The sequence below is a fragment of the Xanthomarina sp. F2636L genome (assembly GCF_026410195.1).
GTDB lineage: Bacteria > Bacteroidota > Bacteroidia > Flavobacteriales > Flavobacteriaceae > Xanthomarina.
Window position 1 is genome coordinate 234,557 of the sequence record NZ_JAPMLM010000058.1, and the last position, 19,463, is coordinate 254,019.

Consider the following 19,463-nt stretch of genomic DNA (forward strand, 5'->3'; position numbering starts at 1 on the left):
TCTAATTCAGAAACGTACAAATTGTTTATGAGAAAAAAAGTCGCATTTTATACCTTAGGCTGTAAGCTTAATTTTTCGGAAACATCAACTATAGCCAGAAATTTTAATGATGAAGGATTCGATCGCGTCGAGTTTAATGACGCCGCAGATATATATGTAATTAACACATGCTCAGTTACCGAAAATGCCGATAAGCGTTTTAAAACTATTGTCAAGCAAGCTCAAAAATTAAATCCTGACGCTTTTGTAGCTGCTATAGGTTGTTATGCCCAATTAAAACCTCAAGAATTAGCAGATATTGATGGTGTAGATTTAGTTTTAGGAGCAACCGAAAAATTTAAAATAACAGATTATATTAACGATTTATCTAAAAATGATTTTGGAGAAGTACATTCCTGCGAAATTGAAGAAGCTAATTTTTATGTAGGTAGTTATTCCTTTGGAGATAGAACTCGAGCTTTTTTAAAAGTTCAAGACGGTTGCGATTATAAATGCACCTATTGTACCATTCCTTTAGCAAGAGGTATTTCAAGAAGTGACACTTTAGAAAACGTTTTAAAAAATGCCGAAGAGATATCAAAAAAGAATATTAAAGAAATTGTACTTACAGGCGTTAATATTGGCGATTATGGAAAAGGTGAATTTGGAGATAAAAAGCATGAGCATACCTTCTTAGATCTTGTTAAAGAACTTGATAAAGTTGAAGGTATTGAAAGGTTGCGCATTTCGTCTATAGAACCTAATTTGTTAAAAAATGACACCATAGACTTTGTAGCTAAAAGCAAGACGTTTGTTCCACATTTTCATATTCCGTTGCAAAGTGGGAATAATGAAATATTAAAGCTTATGCGAAGAAGATATATGAAAGAGTTATATGTGGATCGAGTAACTAAAATAAAAGAAGTTATGCCACATGCATGCATTGGGGTAGATGTAATTGTTGGTTTTCCAGGAGAAACAGACGAGTTTTTTCTAGAAACCTATAATTTTTTAAATGAACTAGATGTTTCTTATTTACATGTTTTTACCTATTCTGAAAGAGACAATACTTTAGCAGCAAATATGGAACAAGTGGTGTCTAAAAAGGTGAGAGCCAAAAGAAGTAAAATGCTAAGGGGGTTATCTGCAAAAAAACATCGTGCATTTTATGAAAGTCAGCTTGACTCAAAAAGAAAAGTTTTATTTGAAAGTGAAAATAAAGAAGGTTATATTCAAGGGTTTACTGAAAATTATGTAAAAGTAAAAGCGCCTTGGAATCCAGAATTAGTAAATACCATACACGAGGTTTCTTTATCTGAAATTGGCGATGATGGCCTAGTAAGGCTCGAGTTCTTGAATGAATTAGTAAGTTAAACAAAATAAAAAAATCCGAAACTTTTGAAGTTTCGGATTTTTTTTTCACACTATTAGGTTGATATTATATCCTAACACCAACAGGTAACATGCGTTTGTACTTTCTGTTTTTTCTAACAAATTTGGCAATTTCAGGACTTGTAGGCACCACACTTAAGTTGCGCTCTTCAATATCTTTAAAAACGGTTATTAAAAATTCGTTTTGGAAATTTTCAGAATATATCTCTTCTGGAATAATCAATTTGGTTAAAAAAATCTTTCTTTCTTGTAAAGAGTATTCAATTTTAGCTAAATAATCATCAATTTTTAATTCATACTGACGTAAAAAGTCATTATCCACAAGTTCAGATGCTTCAATCATAATTAGAATGTGTTTTATTTAAAAGGAATTTATAGGAGTCAGTACTATTTTTCAATAGTTTTGTAATGCAAATTTACGAAAAATAATTGTAATAATGATTTTTAACCTACTTAAAAGCTTATGAGTCAAGATATCATACACGTTTATTTTGTTCCTGGAATGGCGGCAGGTCCATCGATTTTTGAGAACATAAAATTACCAGAAAATCAATTTGAAATGCATATGTTAGAATGGTTGATACCTTCTAAAAATGAGACAATTGAGCATTATTCTAGACGCATGGTTGAACTTATTAAACACGATAACGTTGTCCTAATTGGAGTCTCTTTTGGTGGGATCATGGTTCAGGAAATGAGTAAACATTTAACACTAAAAAAACTTATTGTAGTTTCTAGTGTAAAGACAAAGCATGAGTTTTCAAAACGTATGAAAATAGCCAAAATAACGAAAGCTTATAAAATAATGCCTACCAGTCTAGTAAATAATATAGATGCATTAGCAAAATATACTTTTGGAAATACTATAAAAAAACGAGTTGCTTTATATAGAAAATATCTTTCAGTAACCAATAAAGACTATTTAGATTGGGCTATTGAACAAGTTATTTGTTGGGATCAAGATAAACCGAATCCTAATGCCATTCATATTCATGGTGAAAACGATATGGTTTTTCCTCATCGCTGTTTAGGCGATTGCATAACGGTAAAAGGAGGGACACATATTATGATTATCGATAGGTATAAATGGTTTAATGAAAATTTACCAAAATTAATATTAGATGAAGATTTGGCTTAAAAATTGCAGTAATTTCACTAAATTTATAAAAACTATTATATGATGAAATGGGTTAAAAATATACTGGCTTTCATTGGGTTATCCAGTTTAATGATGATTTTTGTTTTCGCACTTCAAGATGCACCAACAGACGAAAATTTTGAAAAAAAATTAATAAACGATTATAATGTTTATGCACTTCAAATTCCTGAATATTTAAATTTTGCAGGGGAGGATATTCCATTAGATGATCCAGATATACATGAACGAATGGATAGAGAATTATTAGTCAATACCTATTGGCAGTCTAATGGCTTGTTAATGTTTAAAAGGGCTCATAAGTATTTTCCAATTATAGAGCCTATTCTAAAGAAACATGGTGTTCCAGACGATTTTAAATACTTGGCAGTTATTGAAAGTGGGTTAGTAAATGTTGTTTCTCCTGCCGGAGCTAGAGGTGTTTGGCAAATTATGCCAGCAACAGGCAAAGAGTATGGCATGGAAATTAACGGAAATGTGGATGAACGCTATCATTTAGAAAAATCTACAGAAGTAGCTTGTGAATATTTAAAGAAATCAAAAGAGCAATTAGGCTCTTGGACTTTGGCTGCAGCTGCTTATAATGCTGGTAATTATGGAGTTTCTAGACGTTTAGCAGAACAAGATGTTACAGATTATTACGATTTATTATTGGGAGAAGAAACAGGTAGATACTTATTTAGAATTGTAGCCTTAAAAGAAATCTTGTCTCATCCAGATAAATATGGTTTTAACTTTAGAGAAAAAGATTTATATTCTGAAGTACCAACATACAAGGTAGAAGTGGATACTGCTGTTACTGACTTTGCTTCTTTTGCAAAAGGATTTGGAATAAACTATAAAATTTTAAAAATTCATAACCCTTGGCTACGCGAGCCACATTTAAATAATAAGTCAAGAAAACAATATTTTATTGAAATCCCCAAAGACGGGTCTTATAAAACAAAATCTTAAATTTAAGTACAAAAAAAAGCTTAACTTTTTAAAAAAGAGTTAAGCTTTTTTTTATTGAATCAGATATCTTTTATCTGCGTTTTCCGGCACGTTGCTGTTTGTGTCCGCCAAAGTGTTGATTTGGCATTTGAGCTTTTTTCATATTGTCTTTCATCATCTTAATTTGTTCCGTAAGCATATTTCTTTTGTCCAGACTTTGAGCCTCACTTAGAAGAATTTTAGCTTCATTTTTTCTTCGTTTACTAAACGCAATTCCTGCTAAATTTAATTTAGCCATAGCTAAATCATGATCCATGGATAGGCCTAATGTAACTGCTTTTTTGAAGTAACGTTCGGCTTCATTCATATTCTCTTGAGACACCATAATACCATGTAGAAAATTATAATAGCCTTGTTGCTTTTTCACTAAAGCAGCTTCCGGATTTTTAATTCTATTTAACCATTTTTTTGCTCCGGCAAAATCTTGTTTACGCAAACGTAAAAAGGCTAAAAGGATAATTTCATTTTTAAAATATAGAAAAATAAAAATTGTAGATAGTAAAAGATACATGATACCGTTACCTATAAGTCCTTCTGTAAATTGGTAAATACCAAAGGCAATTATTAATCCGGCAATTATTAATTTAAATACTTTATTGTACATATTTATTTGTTTTATAAGTTGTTTTTGAAATGATTGTTGTTGGTATTTCTAAATCTTCCACTTGGTTTATAACTGTTGTTCCTTTTGTTGTTGAAGTTACTGTTATAAGTTCAGGAAAACCAGATTGTTTATTTGCAATAATTTGAGTGTCTTGAGTGCCATTGAGTTTCATTATTTGCGACTCTTGTTCAGAATTTAAGGACACATGACTTTCAGCATTTAGAACAATTTTTTTGCCTAGTTCCATCAAAGTCCAATTGTTTTTGGCCAATAAATCTCCCGAATAATTGTTTGTCCAATGGTCGTTAACAGAAACTTTTTTCTTTGGATAGTAATACGTCATTTGTTCAAAACTTCTAGATAGACTTTCATTCCCATATTCTTCTTTTAAAGCCTCTATGGTAAGTTCTCTTGTAAACTCATCTTTTATACCTGCATTGTCAACCATTTTTTTTATCATGGCTTCTGTTCCAGAAACTTTAAGAATTTTTCCTGTTTTAAGCATTTCAATTTTTAAAACAGAATTTGTTAAGCCAGAGAACATTTTCGATTCAAAATCTCCTTCTTTACTCTCCATTTTAGTGTCCACATCCATCAAAATTCCATAAATATTTGATGTTGTTTGTAATTTAAACCTCATAAATTTAAAATTTATGAGATATGAACTATCAGTTTTTGCCGTTACAATTAAATTAAAATCACATTCTAAATTGTTAGACATTTCATGTTTAGAACCATTCATGTCTTGAGTAATTTGTTGTGTCGAAATCTGTGTAACATTCAGATTGTCACCTATGTTAAGGTTGTATTCTAATGTGTTTTGTGAGAAGACAAGATTAGAAACAACTAGAAAAAATATAGTTATTTTGGCAACAAAAGGGTTCATTTTATTAGCTTTGTTTTGGCAATGCAAAGAAACTAAATTTTTATTGAAAAAATATTTTTAAAATAAGGTTTGTCAAATAAAAAAGGGTTTGTATATTTGCGCTCAGTTTTGGATTAAGGCCAAAACATATTATTTAGATAATATTAAGAAGATTTTTAAAGATATAAGTAATGAGTAAAAGAACATTTCAGCCGTCAAAAAGAAAGAGAAAGAATAAACATGGCTTTAGAGAAAGAATGGCTTCTGCCAATGGTAGAAAAGTACTAGCTCGTAGAAGAGCAAAAGGTAGAAAGAAAATATCTGTATCTTCTGAAGCAAGACATAAAAAATAATGATTAACAATTGTTAATATATTAAAGGTGTTACTTAACGGTAACGCCTTTTTTTATATCTACTATTCACTATTTTTGCAAACACAATTATAACAATACATTACTAAGAAAATGCCTAAAAATTCAAACCTTAAATCTATTTTAATTATTGGTTCTGGACCAATAGTAATCGGTCAAGCATGTGAATTCGATTATTCTGGAACCCAGGCCTTAAGATCCTTAAGAGAGGATGGAATTGAAACTATTTTAATTAATTCCAATCCTGCAACAATCATGACAGATCCTTCTATGGCAGATCATGTTTATTTGTTGCCTCTTACTACAAAATCACTAATTAAAATACTAAAAGAACATCCACAAATAGATGCTGTTTTACCTACAATGGGAGGGCAAACAGCTTTAAATTTATGTATTGAAGCAGATGAAAAGGGCATTTGGGAAGATTTTAATGTAGATATAATTGGAGTTGATATAGACGCCATTAATATTACTGAAGATAGAGAGAAGTTTAGAGAGTTAATGATTAAAATTGGAGTGCCAATGGCACCTCAGGCAACAGCTACTTCTTATTTAAAAGGAAAAGAAATTGCACAGGAATTTGGCTTTCCATTAGTAATACGTGCATCATTTACGCTTGGAGGGGCAGGAGCTTCTATTGTTTATAAAGAGGAAGAATTTGATGAGTTATTGACTCGAGGTTTAGAAATTTCTCCAATTCATGAAGTTATGATAGACAAGGCTCTTATTGGTTGGAAAGAGTACGAATTAGAGCTGTTAAGAGATAAAAATGATAATGTCGTAATAATCTGTACCATTGAAAATATGGATCCCATGGGAATCCATACTGGAGATTCTATAACGGTTGCTCCAGCAATGACATTAAGTGATAGAACATATCAGAGAATGAGAGATATGGCCATCCACATGATGCGAAGTATTGGAGATTTTGCAGGAGGATGTAATGTACAGTTTGCTGTTAGTCCAGATGATGAGGAAAATATTATTGCTATAGAAATTAATCCAAGAGTTTCTCGTTCTTCGGCTTTAGCTTCTAAAGCTTCTGGTTATCCAATAGCAAAAATTGCTGCAAAATTAGCTATTGGGTATCATTTAGATGAGTTAGACAATCAGATTACAAAATCTACTTCAGCCTTATTTGAACCGACTTTAGATTATGTGATTGTAAAAATTCCACGTTGGAATTTCGATAAATTTGAAGGAAGTGATAGAACATTAGGTCTTCAAATGAAATCTGTAGGAGAAGTTATGGGAATTGGGCGTTCATTTCAAGAGGCACTCCATAAAGCAACCCAATCTTTAGAAATTAAACGAAATGGTTTAGGGGCAGATGGTAAAGAATATACAAATTACGACCAGATAATCAGTAAGTTAACTCATGCTAGTTGGGATCGTGTGTTTGTTATTCACGATGCAATTCAAATGGGGATTCCTTTAAGTAGAATACATGAAATTACAAAAATAGACATGTGGTTCTTAAAGCAATATGAAGAATTACACCATCTTGAAAAAGAGATTTCAAATTATTCTATTGAAACATTAGATTACGACTTATTACTTGAAGCAAAACAAAAAGGTTATGGAGATAGACAAATTGCTCATATGCTTAAATGTTTAGAGAGTCAAGTCTATAAAAAGCGTGAAGAGCTTGGTATTAAACGTGTTTATAAACTGGTTGATACCTGTGCTGCAGAATTTAAAGCGCAAACACCATATTATTACTCTACATTCGAGAACAATATGGAAACTGCCAATGGGAAACGTTATTCTGATAACGAAAGTGTTGTTTCAGATAAAAAGAAAATTATTGTTTTAGGTTCTGGCCCAAATAGAATTGGACAAGGAATTGAGTTCGATTATTGTTGTGTTCATGGAGTCCTGGCTGCTGCAGAGTGCGGTTATGAAACCATCATGATTAATTGTAACCCTGAAACGGTCTCTACAGACTTTGATACAGCAGATAAATTATATTTTGAGCCTGTTTTTTGGGAACATATCTACGACATTATTAAGCACGAAAAACCAGAGGGTGTTATTGTGCAACTTGGAGGGCAAACAGCTTTAAAGCTTGCCGAAAAGTTAGATAGGTACGGAATAAAAATTATTGGAACTACCTATCAATCGCTTGATTTAGCAGAAGATAGAGGTCTTTTTTCAAACTTGCTTAAAGAAAATAATATTCCTTATCCTCAATTTGATATTGCAACTACTGCAGATGAAGCTGCTGCCATTGCAGATGTTTTAGATTTTCCAATACTCGTTCGACCATCTTATGTTTTAGGAGGTCAAGGCATGAAGATTGTAATTAATAAGCAAGAATTAGAAGAGCATGTTGTTGATTTATTAAGACAAATGCCTGGAAATAAATTATTATTGGACCATTATCTCGATGGAGCTATTGAAGCTGAAGCAGATGCTATCTGCGATGGAGAAAATGTGTACATCATTGGTATTATGGAGCATATTGAACCTTGTGGAATCCATTCAGGAGATAGTAATGCAACCTTACCGCCATTTAATTTAGGTGAATTTGTTATGCAACAAATAAAAGATCATACTAAAAAAATTGCCCTTTCATTAAATACCGTTGGATTAATCAACATTCAATTTGCTATAAAAGATGATATCGTTTATATTATAGAAGCTAATCCTAGAGCTTCTAGAACGGTGCCATTTATTTCTAAGGCTTATGGAGAACCTTATGTTAATTATGCTACAAAAGTTATGTTGGGAGAGAAAAAGATAACCGATTTCAACTTTAATCCACAGTTAAAAGGTTATGCCATTAAGCAACCCGTTTTCTCTTTTAATAAGTTCCATAATGTGAATAAACAATTAGGTCCAGAAATGAAAAGTACTGGAGAAAGTATTTTATTTATTGATAGTTTAAAAGACGACGATTTCTATAATTTATACTCCAGACGTAAGATGTATCTAAGTAAATAATAATTTTATTCATAAAAACAGGTCTGTTATTTTGTTAATAATTACTACTTTAGCTCAGTAATTAAATTTTTTGATGAGTCTTAAGTGTGTTTTATTGATTGGATGTTTTTTTGCATCTCTTATTGTTTATTCTCAAAATGACATTTTTAATGTTGCACGCTCTGGATCTGTAGAAGAGGTTAAAGCTTTAATGGCTATTAATTCTGATACTATTAATTCTGTAAACGATAAAGGGTTTATGCCTTTAACTTTAGCCTGCTATAATGGAAATGAAGCTGTTGCTTTGTTTCTAATAAAACAGGTGAAAGATATTAATGGAGACAGTAAGTATGGTACGCCTTTAATGGCTACTGTTTTTAGAAATCACGTACCATTAACTAAAGTTTTGTTGGAACATGGAGCAAACCCTAATATTTCCGATGTTAATAACACCACACCTTTACATTACGCAGTTTTAAATAAAAATGAAACTATTATTGCGTTATTAATTGATGCAAAAGCAGATAGCTCTTTAAAAGATAGTCGAGATAAAACAGCTTTAGATTATGCATTAATGGATTCAAATACCACAATTATTGAACTTTTGGTACAAAAATAAAATATATGAAAAAAATTACTTTTTCCCTATTAACTATTTTAATAACTTCCTTTTCTTATAGTCAAACATATACTACAGGACTTGTAGAATTTATCAATGATGGCGATTATTTTTACTCTGCTCAAATAGATGTTAACCCTTCACTTGTAACACTAACCCTTAATGGTCCCGATAATAAATATCTGGGCTTAGGATTTGATAATATGAGTATGACTTCCGGAGGAGATGTAGTTATATGGTTAAATGATGGCACATTTAAACTTACCGATAGATCCTTTTTAGGAATTGGCGCAGAACCCGTTTTAGATGCACAACAAGATTGGACTATAGTTTCCAATACGACAACTGATGGTCAAAGGAATATTGTGGCTACAAGGTTGCCAGATACCGGAAATCCAGATGATTATGTTTTTTCTACTACCGCTACTTCTATAGATTTGGTTTGGTCTTTCGAAGCTAGTTCTACTTATTCATTAGGTTGGCATGGCGATACTAGAGGAGCTACAAGGCAGTCTTTTGTTTTAGGTACCTCTAATTTTAATATGCCAGATTTAACTGTTTATCCTAATCCGGGAAAAACACGTTTAAATATTAACTTATCAGTTTTAGATAAAGCGACAACCATTGAAGTATATGACATTCTTGGAAATAAAACATATGCTAATACCTTAAATTCTCTAACAAACTCTATTAATGTGTCTAATTGGCATTCTGGGGTATATTTAGTGAGAATTTCTCAAGATAACCAAGTAGTAACAAAACGTTTTGTAAAACAATAAAATACTTTTTTAAACGTATATATAAACTATCAATAAATTTGATGGTTTTTTGTTTATATCAATTTAAGAAAGAGTATTCCAGTAAGAATGGCAATTCCAAAGCTAATTAGCGTTCCTATTAAAATATATTCGGTTAACTTTCTATGCTTACTTTCTTTTAAATCTCCAAACCTAAATACCGACTTTGCTGTTATTAAAAATCCAACAGCTTCCCAATGATCTGAAATTATAAATATAAACACCAACAAGCGCTCTAACATCCCAATATATCTACCGGCATCTTTTAAAGACTCGTTGCCAGTTGTTAACTTATCAATGTTCCATTTGCTAAAAATAGTCATCATGATTATAGAAACAGGCTGGGTTAGAAAAAGCACACAGGTAAGAAGCAGTACATTTGTTTCCGTAAAAATGGTCGAGACTTCAAGACTGTTATCTGTAAAGAGGAAGTACGCCACAAAAATCATGATTATATGAAGCAATTGGTCTAAAAAGAACCATAAACGCTTTGTTTTTTTCTTCTGAAATTTTAGTTTTAAAACATCTATTATAAAGTGAGAAATAGTGATAGTTAGAATAATTGGCCATAATGTAATATCCCAAAGCAAGAGTATTAATAAAACAAAATGAATGGCAATATGAATATATAAAGCGGGAGATTTTAGTTTTAATCTCTCTTTCTGTTTTATCGATTTTTTAGTCTGAAAAACAAAGTCGCCAATTAAATGTGCCAAAAAAAGCTTGATTAAAAGCATCATAATTCTTCTGTTATTTTTTGTTGATACATCCTGTTCAATTCTAGAATTTCGTCCAAATTAGCTCGTTTTTGTCTTCTGCTAATGGTATTCTGATTAATTCCTAAAAGTTTACCTAAGTCTTCTTGAATGGCATTAGGATTTTCTAAGCTTAATTTGACAATTTCGGCAGAATTCACCGTCCAGCTATCCATGCTTAATAAAGCTAATCTAAAATAAAGATTTAGCTCCTTGTTTAACTGTTTGTTAGAGGTTTTTATTTTGAGATTCTGTTTCTCTTTTTTTAAAGTTTCTAAAGTTTCCCCTGAATGTTGAAATGCTTCACCCTGAGATTCTGTAATCTGTTTTCCAGAATATGTCTTAGATCCAATGCCAATGGCAAGTCTAACATCTAACTCTTTAATAGTTTTTATGCTAGCTTTAAGATAGATGGCAGCTTCAAAACTTTTATTAATATCCTTTATTTCTATTTGAAAACTATCTCCTCTGTAAATTTCCCATAAAGACTTGTCTGCTTCTATAGTGGTCAAGGCAGATTTTAAGGTCTGTAGCCAAAGCTCCGGATTGTTTACACTTCGAGACTTTATGATGTCTCCTGTTATTACACTTGTCATTTCTTCTAATTAATTGCATTCTAATATTATCACCTTATTACATGATAATATTAATTATCACGTTATTAAAGGATATTGTCAAATATCACCTTATTAAGTGATAATAAAGATAGTTCGTTTTATGGTAAATGCAAATATATTTTAAAGAAAATTAAATATTTGTTCTTAAAACCAAAGGAATAGAAGTGTTTATAATTCCACTTTTACCTTATATGGTTCTAGTACATGCAGGTAATCTGTTGCTGAGAAAGTCTTTTGATTAAACTCTTTATGTCTTGAGTTTTTAGTTTTTATAAGTTCAATAGCTTTTAAAAAACGTCTAATTTCAACTTGAGTCGTTAAAATTAATCCAGGAACTGAAACAGATTTATTATCATCACTCTTTGCCACCATTGTAAAATACGATGAGTTGCAATGCTTAACTTTTCCTGTTATAATATTTTCCGAAATCACGCGAATTCCAACCACCATAGATGTGTTTCCAACGTAATTTATAGAAGCTTTCATAGTTAATAATTCTCCAATTTCTATAGGATTTAAAAAATCTACCGTATCTACAGAAGCTGTCACACAATAGGCTTCCGAATGTTTGGATGCGCAAGCAAAAGCAATTTGATCCATTAAATTAAGAAGATACCCTCCATGTATTTTTCCATTAAAATTGGAGTGGGAGGGTTTCATTAATTCAGAAATGGAAATTCGGGAATATGCTGCTGGTTTAAAAGTATCTCTCATTTAAAAGCGTCTGTTATTACGTTCGGTATCTTCTTCAACTTTGGTTATAAAAAACTTTGTGTCTCCTAACCAAAATATCTTATTATAACGTTCAAAATAGTGAAGTTTTACGTATTTACCTTGATAATCCTTTAAATTTTGAATGACCTCCTTTTCTTTGTCTTGTACAGAGAACTCAAACAGTTGTCCTTCCGAAACTCCCTGGCTTATTTCTCCTTCCCAGGTTTTTATTATAACACCTTTGTTGCTAAACTTAACTAATTCTCCGGCTCTAATTCCTTTACTATAGGTAGCAAAATAAATAAAGGCAGCATAAGCAGCTAAAACCAATATAAATACGACTAAAAATTTAATAAGAAATTTTTTCATAATGTTATCGTTTTTCTACTCTTCGTCATCTTGAATTTGAGCACGTTTTATTATAGCTTCCGGAAGTGATTTTTTTGCTTTAGCTCCCATTTTTTTTAGTTTTTCAACACGGCCAATAATGTTTCCTCTTCCTTCAACCAATTTATTCATGGCTGCCGAATAATCCGTTTTTGCAGCATCAATTTTTTTGCCAACCCCGGTTAAATCAATTACCAGGCCTTCAAATTTATCATAAAGTGCCCCAGCTTGTTTGGCAATCTCTAAGGCATTTCTTTGTTGTTTTTCGTTATTCCACATGGTATCAACAGTACGTAAAGTAGCTAATAAAGTGGCTGGAGTTACAATAACAATATTTTTCTCAAAAGCTTTATTGTAAAGCGTATTATCTTCGTTTATAGCCACAGCAAATGCAGGTTCAATAGGTATAAACATCAGGACGAAATCAGGAGATTCTATATCGTATAAATCCTCGTATTTCTTTTCAGAAAGCTGATCCACATGCCTCTTAATAGAGTTTACATGCGCCTTTAACCACAAAGCTCTTTCGTCATCTTCAGCATTTACCAGGCGTTCGTAATCTGTTAACGATACTTTACTATCAATAATCATGCGCTTATTATCTGGCAAGTGTAAAACCACATCTGGAAGTACGCGAGAACCATCTTCGCGGGTAAAGCTTTGTTGTACAAAATACTCGCGATCTTTTTCTAAGCCTGATTTTTCAAGAACACGTTCTAGCACCAATTCTCCCCAATTTCCTTGCATTTTACTATCGCCTTTTAAAGCTCTGGTAAGGTTGGTGGCTTCTTTAGTCATTTGCTGATTTAAGTCTTTTAAGCCTAATAATTGCTCTTTTAAAGCAGAATGCATGCTAATGCTTTCCTTTTGAGTGTCTTCAACTTTCTTTTCAAAAACTTGAATTTTTTCTTGTAGTGGGTTTAATATTTGTTTGATATTTTCTTTATTCTGAAGTGTAAATTTTTCAGATTTTTCATCTAAAATCTTTGTAGCTAGAAGTTCAAAATCTTTGCGTAATTGCTCTTGTTGGAGTGCAATTTCTTCATCGCGTTTTAAAAGTTGCTTCTCTAAATTTTCGTATTCGGTATTGCGTTTGGTTAATTCAGAATTTAATAAGTCTTTCTCGTTGCGAATGTCATTGCGTTCAACTTCAATCTTAGAAATTGTGGTTTTTAAATCGGTTATAGCTAGGTTTAATTGATTCTGACGTTCTTCGAGTGTGCTTTTTTCACCTTTAGTTTTAAGTTTTGTAAAAGCCATACCAAGATAGGCACCAATACCACCAGCAATAAGAATGGCTACAATGAGAATAAGGTTATCGGTCATAATTTTTTATATGTATTAGTGTAAAAGTAAGAAATTATAAGAACTATAATTTTTTGATTATAAATCTTTTTTAACATTTGAAAAATCGTACTTCTTCATTGTATTTTGAAGTATTTTCCAATGATTGCGTAATTGTCTTTTTATTTCTGGAGCCTCCATTTCATCTGAAGCCCTATAAGCATATCTTAAATAATTACCTCTAAATTTTCTTTCAAAATATTTGGTCTTTGCTTTTCTATTAATAAAAACTGTTCTTTTTGTAGGGAGCATTCTTGATTTCTCTCCTTTATAACTAAAAAGTCTGTATAACTTTCTTTTAAAAATTGGAGCCTCATCTAAAAGATGTTTTTCTTTTATTGTTTCAACTCTTTTATGTTTTCGTTTAACCGTTTGCTTCATTTCTCTATAAAACTTAGCAAGGTTTTTAGATTTAATTAAAGTTTGATAACCGTAAAATTCAAAGCCCAAATAGTTTAAAGGAATGTTCTCTTTTAAACTTCTGTCATTTTCGATTTTATAGCATTGTAGCTTTCTTTTGTTGAACTTAAATAATGTTCTTTCAGTTTTTTCTATTGATACTTTTAGTTTATTTTCAATAATCTCTTTTTCAACAAAATCTTCCACTAGTTTAATTTGACTTTCATCACATAGCATTACTATATCATCAGAATATCTTCTATAAAAAACGTTGTATTTTTGCACTAATTCTTTAACAACTGCTTTATCAAAATCTAGCATGTAGATATTAGCCAAAATAGCACTAATAGGTAGACCTTGTGGAATTCCCATTAACATACCTGATTCATCTTTCTTTTGATTTTTATGAATAATTATGTCAGAGTCAATTAAATCTTTTATACTATTAAAAAACGTGTATTTACCTTCTTTTTTTAGTTGAGATAATTCTTTTTCATCGAAATGACAATTTTTAGTTTTCAGATCTTTCAGTCTTACGTAAGAAAATCTTGTAGTTGCTTTAAATAGATTAAAATGATCTTTTGGTAAGGTTTTGTTACCTAATACTTTTGCCCACGCTAATTTTAGTTTTTTATGATTAAGACTAGGAAAGAAGTTTTCAATGTCTAAAACTAATGCAACACAATTTTCCCTTCGTTTTATTTCATTAAATACCTCTTTAGCAAAATGAACATTGTTTTTAAATTTTAGCTTATCATCAGTTTCAATTTGTCTGTAAGCAGTTATAGAGTTAGAAAGCACAGAGTTTTGTTGTAAGTGTGCTTCGTATTGAGGTGTAATAACTTGCTGTGTGTAATAAGAGTAAATATGAGCGTCTATATGTGTTGCATAGAGTATTTCTCTAATTTTTGTATTTGAGACGACCTTTCCATTTTTATTTTTTTTATGTGATCGCCTTTCGAAACCATTAAAGTCAGATAATTTATAGCGTCTTTGTTTTATTTCTTTAAAAATTAATGGAGAAAAGGAATGCTGGGAAATTTTTTTTTGATTGGCAACATAGCGTTTTACATTTTTTCTAATAGCCATTGGTGTCTTATTAGTAAAATGGGGATAACCTCTGTCTTTAAACCAATCTTTTTGTTTTCTCATATTAAAATAAAAGTAAGAGAAGTTCTCGCACGTATTTATAACAGAATAAAACTTACACCTTAATAAAGGATTGAACCATTAGCCAAATTCTCGACTCACGCTGACCTTGTACGTACCTTTGCAAATAGATGCACAGGTGTTAAATATAATCCTAATAGCAATACAAATGATTGAAATAATCAAATACTTCTGGGTGAAGTCCCTAAAGCTTTATAAATTACTTGAATTAATACTTATGTTTCTTTCAATAAACACATATTTATCGATAAATGTTTGTTTATTTAAAGAAATTTACAACTTTCCTAATCGCCATATTTATTATCCCTTTTAATTAAAAAAGGTCGGATTAAGTGATTGATTTAAAAATCAATACAGCAGTTCAACAAATGTTTTATCCCTTTTATCTAAAGAACTTCCTTACTTTGATGTAAATATAGCATTATTCCTATATTTAAGAAAAAGAAATATTAGAATGAGCTTAAAGAATCGATTTGGAATAGGAGATATAGTTACTTTTAAAACACATCCATTATTATATGATAGGTTTATAAAAGGTGATGGAAAATTGGTGCCGCCATTTATGGTAGTAAAAGAAGTGTACTTTGAAGATAAAAAAAAGAAAGTAGTAGATACTAATAATGGTAAAACTATAGGGGAACGAATAAAATATACATGTTTGTTTTTTGATGATAATAAAAGCGAATTCAATGAAGTAATTGTTTATGAATCCATGCTAATGGGTTTTGAAAAATTTTATATTTCTAGGATGGATGGAGAAAAAAATGAAGAGGATTCTGATTATGAAAGTGTAATAGATGAAGTTTGTAAGTATAAAGATTCTAGTTATAAATATGGAAACATTGTATATTTTAAAACAAAAAAACTTGAAATTCTTAAAAAAAGAAGTTCTGTTAAAAATGAATCAATAAAAAAAGAAAATGATGAGCCGATTATTGAAAAAAGAGAAACTTTTCAATATGTTGTTAATTATTCAACACCAGAGTTTGTTTTATGTGGCTATAAAGAAGAATTAGGAGAAGATTTATTTTATCCAAATGGAAATAAGAAAAAAATAATTTCCAAAATACTATATAAGGTAAAATGGTTTAATTCTCATCAAATGAAATTTAGTGAACAATATTTACCAATGAAAAGCTTAATAGATGTCCAACCATTTATAACTTTAGTCCCACATAATCTTGAACTAGATAAAAAAGATTTAAAATCTTAAATATTTAATTTGAGATATAAATCAAGTTTAGCATGAAAAAATCATTTCTTCACCCTAAAACTCCCAGTTGTTTCATCGAAAACAATTAAATCTTTGGGAAAAAGCGTATTAAAAGTTCCTTCTGAAATTAAATTACAAGGTTGATCTGTAACCACTTTTTCGGGAGTCATAACTATCATTTTATCGCAGAGCTGAATAGCTAAATCTATTTCATGCGAAGAAAATAGGATGGTTTTCCCTGTCTCTTTCACTAATTTTTGAAGCAATTTTAAAATATAAGCTTTGTGGTACATATCTAGATGCGTGGTTGGCTCATCGAGAATAATTAAATCTGTATCTTGAGCTAAAGCACGAGCAATCAATACTTTTTGAAGTTGCCCATCGCTTAATTCAAAACATTTTTTATGCTTTAAAGTTTCAATATTTGTGTGAACTAAAGCCTGATTAACAATGTTGATGTCTTCGGTAGTTAAATTCCCAACCCAATTGGTGTATGGATGTCTTCCTAATGCCACCAGTTCGAAAACCGATAAGTTTTTTGAAGCAATGGGATCTGTTAAAACCAGACTCATGGATTTTGCAAGTTCTTCGGAACTGTAGATAGAAAGCAATTTTTCATTGATATAAACATGACCGCTTAACGCATCTTGAACATTTGTTAAAGTTCGTAATAACGTAGATTTACCAATTCCATTGGCACCAACCAAACCAATAAGTTCTCCTTTTTGTAGTTGAATATTGATTTTTGATGCTATTACAGATTCCTTCTTTTTGGTTTTATAACCAATATTAAGGTTTTCTGTTTCTAGAATGATATGTTCTTTGTTTTCTGACACTAATTCAGTCTTAATCTATAATTTAAAAAATCATTTTACGTTTTCTTACCAATAGCCAAATAACTACCGGAGCTCCAATTAAAGAGGTAATGGCATTTATAGGTAAGGTATAATCGCTTGCTGGTACTTGTGCAATAATATCGCAAATTAGCATGATAATAGCCCCAAATAAAAACACTGCCGGTAATAATATTTTATGATTGGAGGTATTAAAAACTTGTCTTGTAATATGTGGAATTGCCAAACCTATAAAAGCAATAGGTCCGGCAAAAGCCGTGATAGTTCCTGCTAATAAACTAGTTGCTATAATAATTATAAAACGACTTTGTTTGATGTTTAATCCCAGACTTTTTGCATAGTTTTCTCCTAAAAGTAAGGTGTTTAGACCTTTTATGGAGATGATGCTTAGACAAATTCCGAAGCTATAAATAATAAAAAATATAAGGAGTTCGCTCCAAGATAGATTTCCTAAACTTCCAAAGCCCCAAAAAATGTATTGTTGTAATTGTTCGGCAGAACTAAAATAGGAAAGGACACTTACCACTGCAGCCGTAATGCTTCCAAACATGAGTCCGATAATTAAAATAGCCATGGTGTCTTTTACTCTAGATGAAACCACTAAAACAGCAAGTAATACTAAAAAACTGCCTAAGCTGGCAGCAATAACAATACTCCATTTAGAGATTAATAAAGAGGCAAAAACACCACCAAATATACCAGCGCCTAATATAACTAATGCGACTCCTAAACTAGCTCCAGAACTAATACCCAACACAAATGGTCCGGCTAAGGGGTTTCGGAATAAGGTTTGCATTAATAAGCCTGAAATTCCTAAACCAGAGCCCACCAAAATTGCTGCTAATGCTTTTGGAAGTCTGTAATCCTGAATAATGTATGACCAAGATTCATGTTCTAAGGTTCCAAAGAAACTTTTAAAAATAGCCCAATTTGGAATGGAAACAGAACCCAAACTAATATTCATAAAAAAACATATAATCAATAAAATGATTAATGCTATAAAAGAAAAAGTATATGTATTTGTTTTTGGCAATTACTCTAAAGGTTTAAAAAAATAGGGTGTGTAATTTTCTAATAGTTCTGGATGACAAACTTTAATAATGTCTTTTAAAACTAAATCTGGTCTGGCGATACCCAATTCGTAATACAAAACGCCTCCGGTAGCTCCTTTTGTATTGGCAAAAGTGTACATGTTTTTATTTTTAAAGGCTTCAAATTTTGTATAATGCGGATTGGCTTTTTCTAGTGCTTCATAAGAAGTGTAATACGATGGGTTGATCCATAATTGCGCATTCTTGGCTTTTTCAAAAACCACTTCAAAGTTTAAAGATAAACTGCCAACGCCTTCAGTTTCACTCCATAGATAATCTACATGAGCATCTTTTAAAATCTGAGCTTCGGTACTTGTGCCATTTGGCAAATACCACATGTCTTTGTGCATGGCACCACTTAAAACGGAGGGCTTGTTTTTTGCGTCTGAAGCTAAAGCTTTTGCCTCTAAATAATTTTTTTCAATAGTATTATAAATAGAATCAGCTTCTGTTCTTTTATTATATAACACACCAAAAAACTTGATCCATTCGGCTTTTGCTAAGGGAGAGTGTTCCACCCAGTCGCCATTATAAATCACAGGAATTCCAGCTTTTTTAATATTATCGAAAGATTTATTGTTATTGTCCATGCCAAAGCCAATAACAACATCCGGACGTATTTCTAATAAAACTTCGGTATTTATACCTTCGTTTTTACCCAATTCTCTAATGGAATCATTATCAACTCTGGCTCTTGTTTTTTCTGAAGAAATATAGTCGGTACCAGGAAAACCTATAAGCGTATTTTCTACTTCTAAAAGTTCTAAAGCTGGAATATGCGTGGTGGAAGTAACCACCATTTTTTCAATAGGAACAGTAATTATACCATCGAAATTATCTTTGTTTAAGGTGACTTTTGAAGCCATGTTTTTATGCACCAAAGCATAATGATATGTTTTTTTAGATTCTGGCCAAGGACTTTTTATAATTAAGCTCGTAAAATTCTCGTGGTGTTTTATCTCGAAACCTTTGGCATGGGCTAATTCTGTCTTTGCCACATCTAGTTTTAGAGAAGGACGGGTTTCTTTGTCTTTGCAATTAAAAAGTAGAAAAAAAAGACCAATTAAAAAATATCTAGAAATCATAATTTATGTAACATTTGTAACTTTCTAAGAATGTCAAAGTTTTAAATTTGTAAAAACTAAAACCATGAGAGACGGGTCAAATTTAACAATATATATAGTAGCAGGAATAATAATCTTCCATTTTTTAGTTGGC

General features: G+C 31.1%; 20 protein-coding genes. 8 read left to right on the forward strand and 12 right to left on the reverse strand.

Annotated features, from left to right (window positions below; genetic code table 11):
- Nucleotides 1-27 precede the first annotated feature (27 nt).
- Nucleotides 28-1,353, forward strand: a complete 1,326-nt coding sequence (gene mtaB, locus OS191_RS04880; protein ID WP_267154595.1) for a tRNA (N(6)-L-threonylcarbamoyladenosine(37)-C(2))-methylthiotransferase MtaB — start codon at nucleotides 28-30, stop codon at nucleotides 1,351-1,353.
- A 64-nt stretch (nucleotides 1,354-1,417) separates the two neighbouring features.
- On the opposite strand, the gene OS191_RS04885 is transcribed toward mtaB, so the two are convergent.
- A complete protein-coding gene (locus tag OS191_RS04885; RefSeq protein WP_267154596.1) occupies nucleotides 1,418-1,714 on the reverse strand; it encodes an N-acetyltransferase in 297 nt (98 codons plus the stop codon).
- A gap of 120 nt (nucleotides 1,715-1,834) precedes the next feature.
- On the opposite strand from OS191_RS04885, the gene OS191_RS04890 reads away from it, so the two are divergent.
- Nucleotides 1,835-2,509 carry an alpha/beta fold hydrolase gene (locus OS191_RS04890; RefSeq protein ID WP_267154597.1) on the forward strand — a complete coding sequence of 225 codons (675 nt, stop codon included), beginning with the start codon at nucleotides 1,835-1,837 and terminating at the stop codon, nucleotides 2,507-2,509.
- A 42-nt stretch (nucleotides 2,510-2,551) separates the two neighbouring features.
- Nucleotides 2,552-3,481 carry a lytic transglycosylase domain-containing protein gene (locus OS191_RS04895; RefSeq protein WP_267154598.1) on the forward strand — a complete coding sequence of 310 codons (930 nt, stop codon included), beginning with the start codon at nucleotides 2,552-2,554 and terminating at the stop codon, nucleotides 3,479-3,481.
- A 70-nt stretch (nucleotides 3,482-3,551) separates the two neighbouring features.
- Here the strand turns inward: OS191_RS04895 and OS191_RS04900 are convergent, their stop codons facing one another.
- Nucleotides 3,552-4,124 carry a tetratricopeptide repeat protein gene (locus OS191_RS04900; RefSeq protein WP_267154599.1) on the reverse strand — a complete coding sequence of 191 codons (573 nt, stop codon included), beginning with the start codon at nucleotides 4,122-4,124 and terminating at the stop codon, nucleotides 3,552-3,554.
- A complete protein-coding gene (locus OS191_RS04905) occupies nucleotides 4,114-5,010 on the reverse strand; it encodes a DUF6263 family protein (protein ID WP_267154600.1) in 897 nt (298 codons plus the stop codon). Before OS191_RS04905 ends, OS191_RS04900 begins: the two co-directional genes overlap by 11 nt.
- Nucleotides 5,011-5,180: 170 nt before the next feature.
- On the opposite strand from OS191_RS04905, the gene rpmH reads away from it, so the two are divergent.
- The 4 genes from rpmH (at nucleotide 5,181) to OS191_RS04925 (ending at nucleotide 9,683) form a co-directional block, all read left to right on the forward strand.
- On the forward strand, nucleotides 5,181-5,342 hold the full coding sequence (gene rpmH, locus OS191_RS04910) for a 50S ribosomal protein L34 (protein WP_148454643.1): 162 nt from the start codon (nucleotides 5,181-5,183) through the stop codon (nucleotides 5,340-5,342).
- A 111-nt stretch (nucleotides 5,343-5,453) separates the two neighbouring features.
- Nucleotides 5,454-8,306, forward strand: coding sequence for a carbamoyl-phosphate synthase large subunit (gene carB, locus OS191_RS04915; RefSeq protein WP_267154601.1), 2,853 nt, complete (start codon nucleotides 5,454-5,456; stop codon nucleotides 8,304-8,306).
- 73 nt (nucleotides 8,307-8,379) lie between these two features.
- Nucleotides 8,380-8,904 carry an ankyrin repeat domain-containing protein gene (locus OS191_RS04920; RefSeq protein WP_267154602.1) on the forward strand — a complete coding sequence of 175 codons (525 nt, stop codon included), beginning with the start codon at nucleotides 8,380-8,382 and terminating at the stop codon, nucleotides 8,902-8,904.
- A 5-nt stretch (nucleotides 8,905-8,909) separates the two neighbouring features.
- Complete coding sequence (locus tag OS191_RS04925) at nucleotides 8,910-9,683, forward strand: T9SS type A sorting domain-containing protein (protein WP_267154603.1); 774 nt, start codon at nucleotides 8,910-8,912, stop codon at nucleotides 9,681-9,683.
- Between the two features lie 53 nt (nucleotides 9,684-9,736).
- On the opposite strand, the gene OS191_RS04930 is transcribed toward OS191_RS04925, so the two are convergent.
- The 6 genes from OS191_RS04930 to OS191_RS04955 form a co-directional block, all read right to left on the reverse strand.
- Nucleotides 9,737-10,441, reverse strand: coding sequence for a DUF3307 domain-containing protein (locus tag OS191_RS04930; protein WP_267154604.1), 705 nt, complete (start codon nucleotides 10,439-10,441; stop codon nucleotides 9,737-9,739).
- Nucleotides 10,438-11,052, reverse strand: a complete 615-nt coding sequence (locus OS191_RS04935) for a transcriptional regulator (RefSeq protein ID WP_267154605.1) — start codon at nucleotides 11,050-11,052, stop codon at nucleotides 10,438-10,440. The genes OS191_RS04930 and OS191_RS04935 overlap by 4 nt, the downstream gene beginning before the upstream one ends.
- Before the next feature lie 189 nt (nucleotides 11,053-11,241).
- A complete protein-coding gene (locus tag OS191_RS04940; RefSeq protein WP_267154606.1) occupies nucleotides 11,242-11,787 on the reverse strand; it encodes an acyl-CoA thioesterase in 546 nt (181 codons plus the stop codon).
- Nucleotides 11,788-12,156 carry a DUF8785 domain-containing protein gene (locus OS191_RS04945; RefSeq protein WP_267154607.1) on the reverse strand — a complete coding sequence of 123 codons (369 nt, stop codon included), beginning with the start codon at nucleotides 12,154-12,156 and terminating at the stop codon, nucleotides 11,788-11,790.
- A gap of 15 nt (nucleotides 12,157-12,171) precedes the next feature.
- Nucleotides 12,172-13,500 (reverse strand): DNA recombination protein RmuC, encoded by a 1,329-nt coding sequence (locus tag OS191_RS04950; protein ID WP_267154608.1) that lies wholly within the window; start codon nucleotides 13,498-13,500, stop codon nucleotides 12,172-12,174.
- A 57-nt stretch (nucleotides 13,501-13,557) separates the two neighbouring features.
- Nucleotides 13,558-15,069, reverse strand: a complete 1,512-nt coding sequence (locus OS191_RS04955) for a reverse transcriptase domain-containing protein (RefSeq protein ID WP_267154609.1) — start codon at nucleotides 15,067-15,069, stop codon at nucleotides 13,558-13,560.
- A 472-nt stretch (nucleotides 15,070-15,541) separates the two neighbouring features.
- Here OS191_RS04955 and OS191_RS04960 point away from each other — a divergent pair, with 472 nt between their 5' ends.
- Nucleotides 15,542-16,300 (forward strand): hypothetical protein, encoded by a 759-nt coding sequence (locus tag OS191_RS04960; protein ID WP_267154610.1) that lies wholly within the window; start codon nucleotides 15,542-15,544, stop codon nucleotides 16,298-16,300.
- Nucleotides 16,301-16,341: 41 nt separating this feature from the next.
- Here OS191_RS04960 and OS191_RS04965 read toward each other — a convergent pair whose 3' ends face one another.
- Genes OS191_RS04965 through OS191_RS04975 form a run of 3 tightly spaced genes read right to left on the reverse strand, consistent with a single transcriptional unit; the run spans nucleotide 16,342 to nucleotide 19,243 of the window.
- Nucleotides 16,342-17,136, reverse strand: a complete 795-nt coding sequence (locus OS191_RS04965) for an ABC transporter ATP-binding protein (protein WP_267154611.1) — start codon at nucleotides 17,134-17,136, stop codon at nucleotides 16,342-16,344.
- 22 nt (nucleotides 17,137-17,158) lie between these two features.
- Nucleotides 17,159-18,187 (reverse strand): FecCD family ABC transporter permease, encoded by a 1,029-nt coding sequence (locus tag OS191_RS04970; protein WP_267154612.1) that lies wholly within the window; start codon nucleotides 18,185-18,187, stop codon nucleotides 17,159-17,161.
- Nucleotides 18,188-19,243, reverse strand: coding sequence for an ABC transporter substrate-binding protein (locus tag OS191_RS04975; protein ID WP_416236382.1), 1,056 nt, complete (start codon nucleotides 19,241-19,243; stop codon nucleotides 18,188-18,190).
- Between the last annotated feature and the right edge of the window lie 220 nt (nucleotides 19,244-19,463).